This window comes from Novosphingobium rhizovicinum (assembly GCF_040813635.1).
GTDB classification, from domain to species: Bacteria; Pseudomonadota; Alphaproteobacteria; order Sphingomonadales; family Sphingomonadaceae; genus Novosphingobium; species Novosphingobium rhizovicinum.
In genome coordinates this window covers 1-6,373 of the sequence record NZ_JBFNXR010000020.1, presented here as the reverse complement: position 1 = coordinate 6,373, position 6,373 = coordinate 1, and the positions used below count along the sequence as shown (strand labels likewise).

Annotated in this window: 4 protein-coding genes and 1 pseudogene; 3 read left to right on the top strand and 2 right to left on the bottom strand. The window is 59.3% G+C overall.

The features are described from left to right. Positions 1 to 17: 17 nt before the first annotated feature. Together ABUH87_RS04720 and ABUH87_RS04715 are read right to left on the bottom strand one after the other, a co-directional pair. Positions 18 to 1,081 (bottom strand): IS630 family transposase gene (locus ABUH87_RS04720; RefSeq protein ID WP_367770382.1). Its coding sequence is split into 2 segments (ribosomal slippage): positions 18 to 587 and positions 590 to 1,081, totalling 1,062 coding nucleotides; the frame shifts between segments, so codons are not numbered across the junction. A 293-nt stretch (positions 1,082 to 1,374) separates the two neighbouring features. After that, positions 1,375 to 2,595: a hypothetical protein gene (locus tag ABUH87_RS04715; RefSeq protein WP_367770379.1), complete on the bottom strand. Its 1,221-nt coding sequence runs from the start codon at positions 2,593 to 2,595 to the stop codon at positions 1,375 to 1,377. Positions 2,596 to 3,051: 456 nt separating this feature from the next. On the opposite strand from ABUH87_RS04715, the gene ABUH87_RS04710 reads away from it, so the two are divergent. The 3 genes and pseudogenes from ABUH87_RS04710 (at position 3,052) to ABUH87_RS04700 (ending at position 6,057) form a co-directional block, all read left to right on the top strand. Then, positions 3,052 to 3,960 (top strand): tyrosine-type recombinase/integrase, encoded by a 909-nt coding sequence (locus ABUH87_RS04710; RefSeq protein WP_367770376.1) that lies wholly within the window; start codon positions 3,052 to 3,054, stop codon positions 3,958 to 3,960. 4 nt (positions 3,961 to 3,964) lie between these two features. Beyond that, a pseudogene (locus ABUH87_RS04705) lies at positions 3,965 to 4,816 on the top strand (IS91 family transposase); the annotation flags it as partial. A 71-nt stretch (positions 4,817 to 4,887) separates the two neighbouring features. Continuing rightward, on the top strand, positions 4,888 to 6,057 hold the full coding sequence (locus ABUH87_RS04700) for an IS110 family RNA-guided transposase (protein ID WP_367768160.1): 1,170 nt from the start codon (positions 4,888 to 4,890) through the stop codon (positions 6,055 to 6,057). Positions 6,058 to 6,373: the final 316 nt, after the last annotated feature.

Here is a 6,373-nt window from a genome sequence, read left to right as displayed (position 1 = left end):
ATACCAACCTGCACTGATTAGAACCGACGTGCCCATTGGCGCCGGCCGATGGTCATGATGCGCCAAGGCTGATCGACGAGCCTGTTCCAAGCTTCGCAGCAATGATCGACGATGTTGTCGTGGGAGGTGAAGATGCGGTTCGACAGCCAATTGTCGCGCATGAACTGCCAAACGTTCTCTACCGGGTTCAGCTCTGGACATTTGGCCGGCAGCGCAACGATGCTGATGTTGGCAGGTACCTCGAGCTTTCCGGTCATGTGCCACCCGGCCTGATCCATCAGCACCACAGCATGCGCGCCCGGCGCGACGGCGAGCGCGATCTCGGCCAGGTGCAGCGTCATTGTCTCGGTGTTGCAGAAGGGCAGGACCAGCCCGGCACCCTTGCCCTGTTCGGGGCAGATGGCTCCGAAGATGTAGGCTGATTTGGTGCGCTGGTCCTTGGGCGCCGAGGGCCGGGTGCCGCGCTGCGCCCAGCGGCGCGTGATTGTGTTCTTCTGGCCGACGCGGGCCTCGTCCTGAAACCAGATCTCTATGGGTGTGCCTTGCGGGAGTGTCGCCCTGACCTTTGCCACTTCGGCGGCAAAGCCCCTTTTTTGAACGCCTCCATGGCCAGTTCGTTCTGCGTATGGTGACGAGGCCGGGCCGTCAGCTTCACATAGCCCAGTTTCTTGAGTTCGCGGCTGACGGTGGTCTCGTCGAGCGACACCGCGAACTCCTCGTGCAACCACTGCACCAGGTCGATTAGCCGCCAGCGCACGACGCCATGGATTGCCGGGATCGGCCCGCGCTCGACGGCTTCGACCAGTGCCCCGCGCTGCGCGTCATTCAGGATCGATCGTCTGCCTAGAGCCTTGCCGTCCAGCAGCCCGTCAGGACCGCTGGCATTGAACCTCATTACCCAATCGCGCACGATCTGCAGGGTAACGCCGCCAATCCTTGCCGCCTCGCTCCGGCTGCCCCCATCGTAGATCTGTGCCACAGCCAACAGCCGCCGCGCCTGGGGCGCGCTCTTCGACAAACGAGCCAGGCGCCGCAACGCCGGTCCGTCGAAATCCTCCCGCAAGTCGATCGCCTGTCCCATCATCGCGTCCTCCTGATGCAGGACGCCAATGATTCAGACTTTCACCGCCTTGGGAATCCCCTTCGTGAGTCAACCTCAACGCAAGTTGGTATCAGACAATGTCGCACTTGCCGACTATCTGGTGTCCTAGACTAGAAGCGTTCAATTTGCCTTCATTAGAGTACAAGACGCCACACGATTCAGGTGAAGGAGTGTAGGCATTGTTCAACTTCGAGCGGCCGCGTTGGCCGAACGTCACTGACAAGCGTAAATTCGAGGCCCCTCATCCTGCGACTTGAACTGCCTTAGCTTGACTATATTCCGTTATCAGTGAAGCGTAACAACATCTCGAAACGTAGCGTTCTATTAGCCACCGCCGCTTTCATGCGTTCCGCCAAGTAGTAATCGAACGCCATGATCGGAGTGGTCGTCGGATTTCTTGCTGAGATCATCTCTGCTGCTTGGACCATGCGAAGGAGCTCCGAAATGTCGAGCAGATGAGGAAAGCTGCCGGTAGCCTCGATAAATTCCTTTATAAATTGCAGGCTGTAGGTTGCCGGATCGTCAACGAGGCTCAATTCGGGAATGAGAACGATAGCGTGATTTGAATTATCTCGCTCGACGGTTAGAGTGTCACCCTCAGAACTAGTTACAGCAAGGCCAGATTTAATAGCTCGTATTGCTCCGCGTAGCTGCTTGAATGCTTTTTCAACATGACCGCTAGTATCGCGAACCAACTTTAGTCTATTCGGCATGCGATCACGCGCAAGAATAGAGAGGGTCTTTGACTCTATCAAAACATTGCGAGATTCGTAGTGCAATAACACGTCAGTTAGCTCTCGTGTTCCTCGTGCTTTAGGGACCTGTGGGCTGTGATGAACACCTGATGGCTGAAGATTGTTGGTAAGCCAAACAACAAGTTGCTCCTGCTGATTGCCTTCATCGCTGTCGAAAAGGTCGATCATGCTGGACGACGCGCCCGTCACGAAGTGGTTATGGACGGCCTTCCAGTCGGACTGTCCGCCAACTTCCAAGACTAACCATTCGTGATCGCTTAAGCCGGACTGGTGAAGCCGATCGATCATCGGCTTCACCGTTGCCTGCATTGCTGCGTGGTCCACATGATCTATCGCAGCGCTGTTTGCCCACGTTGAAAGACGGTCCAGCTCGCCCACTTGGGGCATGTCATTCCAGGCGACGTTGACGGCTAGTTCGTTAAACAGGAACAAAACTAGCGGTTCACCGCGCACCAATCCGCGAATTCCGTTCAATTCTGGCTCGCGCTCGGCAATCGACCAAAGAATGCCACCGTTGTTGCCGTCGTCGCAGACTTTGAGCGCATAGAGTAAGCGCCCTTCACAGATAGCGAATGCAAGCTGCATGCGCGCACCGAGGACAACATATTTCAAAAGAAGCGTGCTGCCCTTTATTAAAAGAGTCGGTTCAAAGCCGTCGCGGCCCTTGCCGTGCTCAAAGCGGATTAGCTGCGGACAAGCCAAAAATTCGGAATGATTATGTGATGAGAGCCAGTGCATCAGTTCATCGTGCCACCATGACAGACGAAAGCGAACGGAAAAATGGAACCCAGCGGATGGGTGCCAGCGCGTAACTGCGCTGCTTGCCGACCTTGACGATGTGACCGCCCCCCATACCTCTGCGTATTGGACGGCCGCATCCAGAAGTGCAGTTGGATGCGACGAACGCCGAAAGTGGGGTGCATTGCTGATCGTCCGCTTCGGAACGAAAAATCGGCCGCTTTCGTCTGGAGCGGATGTCCCTGGTGGCCGATCTGAGTGACCGCGTCTGGTCGGGTGCCGCCCGTTGCGGGTGCCGCCCGTTGCGAACGCCGCGTCTGGGACGAGTACGAACCCGCTGGCGCGGGATTGGCGCCTGATTTGAAGTCTGTCTGAGGATCTGAGATCTTCGTCAGAGTTGAGCTCTGCGCTATGCAGGCAGACGATCGTGGCTCCTTTCAACCAAGGAGTCGTACGATGACCAACAGCCCTTCTGATGCCCCTGTCAGTTCACTGCGCCAGCGCATGATCGAAGACATGAACCTGCGGCGGTTCGCCCGCAAGACCCAGTTCGACTATGTTCGCCATGTCGCGCGTTTTGCCACCTATCTTGGACGCCCTCCGGATACCGCCACGGTGGAGGACCTACGGCGGTTCCAGGTCGAACAACGCGATGCCGGTCTGGGCATCCCGACCATGAACAGTATCGTTTCTGCGCTGCGCTTCTTCTTCACGCACACGATTGATCGACCCGATCTTTCCCGCAAGCTCTATGCGGTCAAGAACCCTCGTTCCTTGCCCATTGTCCTCAGTCGTGACGAGGTTGCGCAGCTACTTGGAGCGACCAACTGCCTCAAGCACAAAGCGGCGCTGTCCGTAGCTTATGGCGCTGGCTTGCGTGCCGCCGAGGTGACCATGCTCAAGGTCCGCGATGTCGACAGCAAGCGTATGCTCCTGCGGGTGGAGCGCGGTAAAGGCGGGCGCTATCGCAATGCGCTCCTGCCCGCTGACCTGCTTACCTTATTGCGCGAGTGGTGGACGGTTGGCCGGCAGCAGGGCGTCATGCATGCCGATGGCTGGCTGTTCCCGGGGATGCACTACCTCAAGCCGCTCAGCACTCGGCAACTTCATCGCATCGTTGTCGATGCTGCAGAGGCGGCCGGCATCACCAAGCGGGTCGGCTCACACACCCTGCGACATAGCTTCGCCACGCATTTGCTGGAGGACGGCGTCGATATCCGCATCATCCAAGCGCTGCTTGGGCATGCGAACCTTGAGACCACCGCCTTCTACACCACGGTCGCCACCCGAACGGTCCGCGCTGTTATCAGTCCGCTCGACAGATTGGTGAAGCTCCCCGAGCCAACAGTGGCGCCAGACGGCTGAGCCGTTGCGCACCTCGCTCGAGGTGGCAGACATCTTCCGCGCTGCTGGACCCGCGTACCGGATTGCCCACGCCGGGCGCCTGAGCCTTGCCCAGCTCAAGGTGATGACGGCGATCGAGAACTGCCGCACCGCAGCCCTTGGCGGTCACGTCGAAGCCTGCGAAGACTGCGGGCATTGGCGGATCGCCTATAACAGCTGTCGCAATCGGAACTGCCCCAAGTGCCAGGGCGCAGCCGCACGAACCTGGCTGGCCGCCCGGGAGGCCGATCTACTGCCCGTCGGCTACTTCCATGTGGTCTTCACGCTCCCGGCGCAGATCGCCGCTATCGCCTTCCAGAACAAGGCCATGGTTTATGATCTGCTGTTCCGGGCAGCGTCGGAGACGATGCTGACGATCGCCGCCGATCCCAAGTATCTCGGTGCCAGGATCGGGATCACCGCCGTGCTCCATACATGGGGTTCAGCCCTGACGCATCACCCGCACGTCCACATGGTCGTGCCGGGCGGCGGCATAGCGTCGGACGGCTCGCGATGGATATCGGCGCGCCCTGCCTTCCTACTGCCGGTGCGGGTTCTTGGTGCGCTGTTCCGCCGCCTCTTCCTCACCCGACTGATCCAGATGCACCAAGCCGGCAAGCTTGCCTTCTTCGGATCGCTTGCCCCGCTCACCGAACAGCGGGCCTTCCTGCGGCATATCGCTCCTGTCCGTAAGAAGCGTTGGGTGGTCTATGCCAAAGCGCCTTTTGCCGGCCCCGAAGCCGTGCTGGCCTACCTGTCACGCTACACTCACCGGGTTGCCATCTCGAACCGAAGGTTGATCAGCTTCGACGAGACCGGGGTCACGCTTCGCTTCAAGATCCCATGAGGGTGTGGAGAGCGACCTGCGCTGTGGCAGAGCGGGGTTACTGAACTCTCTGGAGATCAATCATGCCTGTCACAGCTGAACAATCTGCAGCGCCGGCCGCCATCCGTGTCGAGCTTGACGCAATTTTCGTCTCGTTGGAACTGAGCAAATCAACATGGCTGGTAACTTCGCTATCGCCAGGTGCCGCCGATAAAATGTCCCGGCACACGGTGGACGGCGGCGACATTGCTGGGCTGTTCGCCCGTATCGGCGAACTTCGCGACAAGGCGCTGGCCCGGACAGGCAGGCTCTATCGGATCGTGTCGATCCAGGAAGCTGGACTTGATGGCTTCTGGCTGCACCGTTCACTGGACCACGAGGATTGGATCGAAAGCCACATCGTGGACGCTGCCTCGATTGCCGTCTCTCGTAAGCGCCGGCGGGCGAAGACCGACCGGATCGACGGTGAGACCCTGATCCGGACGCTGTTGGCCTACAAGCGAGGCGAGCCGCGCGTCTGCTCGATGGTGCGGGTTCCAACCCCGCAGGACGAAGATCGCCGCAGGATCGGCCGCGAACGCAAGATACTGGTCGACGAACGAACGCTGCACATCAATCGTATCAAGGGTTTACTCTTTAGCCAGGGGATTCGAGGGTATGAGCCCGGGCGCCGTGATCGCCGCGAACGGCTTGAAGAGCTGCGCACAGGAGACGGACGCGATCTGCCCACACACATCAAAGCCCAGCTTCTTCGCGAACTCGGCCGCCTCGAACTGCTGATCGAACAGATCAAGGCAGTCGAGGTCGAGCGCGACGCGATCCTGGCGCAGGACAAGGAAGTCATGACCAACCCCACGGCGATGTTGCTCGGCATCAAGGGGATCGGGCCGGAATTCGCGACGATTATCCATACCGAATGTCTGTCCCGGCATTTTGCCAATCGCAGACAGGTCGCATCCTATGCGGGCCTGGCTGCGAGCCCCTGGCAAAGCGGCTCGATCAACCGTGAGCAAGGCATCTCGAAGGCGGGCAATCCACGCCTTCGAACGGCGATGGTGCAACTCGCATGGCTTTGGCTACGCCACCAGCCGGACTCAACGCTAAGCCGCTGGTTCCGCGAACGGGTCAGCCAGAATGCGGGTAGGCGCAAGGCGACGACGATCGTTGCCCTTGCACGCAAGCTTCTCGTCGCGTTTTGGAAATATGTGACGTTCGGTGTCGTCATTGAGGGTGCCACTATGAAAGCCGCCTAACGCAAACACGACTGTAAAGTTACTTCCATCCCCAGGGCCCGATCAGCCCTGACGGATCCAGGGGGACGAACCGTGGTAGTCCATGGCTCCAAGCAAGCCGTCTACAAGAATGGTCTCGTCCTTCTGAGCCCTTGCCCGCCGAAAGCGGGATAGTGGTGCAGCCGCTTCGAACGGCGACCGGATGTGAGGTTGATCAGGCTCGGACGCCGAGCCGCGTCATGCAATCGGGCTCGGACCTCGGATACCGTTTACGAACTTGGAGATGCACAATGTCATCATGATGCCATGCCTTGACGTGGAAGCCCTCATGTGAGGA

Coding starts and splice junctions, on each gene's coding strand:
- ABUH87_RS04710 (WP_367770376.1), top strand. CDS start 3,052: ATGACCAACAGCCCTTCTGATGCCCCTGTCAGTTCACTGCGCCAGCGC.
- ABUH87_RS04700 (WP_367768160.1), top strand. CDS start 4,888: ATGCCTGTCACAGCTGAACAATCTGCAGCGCCGGCCGCCATCCGTGTC.
- ABUH87_RS04715 (WP_367770379.1), bottom strand. CDS start 2,595: ATGCACTGGCTCTCATCACATAATCATTCCGAATTTTTGGCTTGTCCG.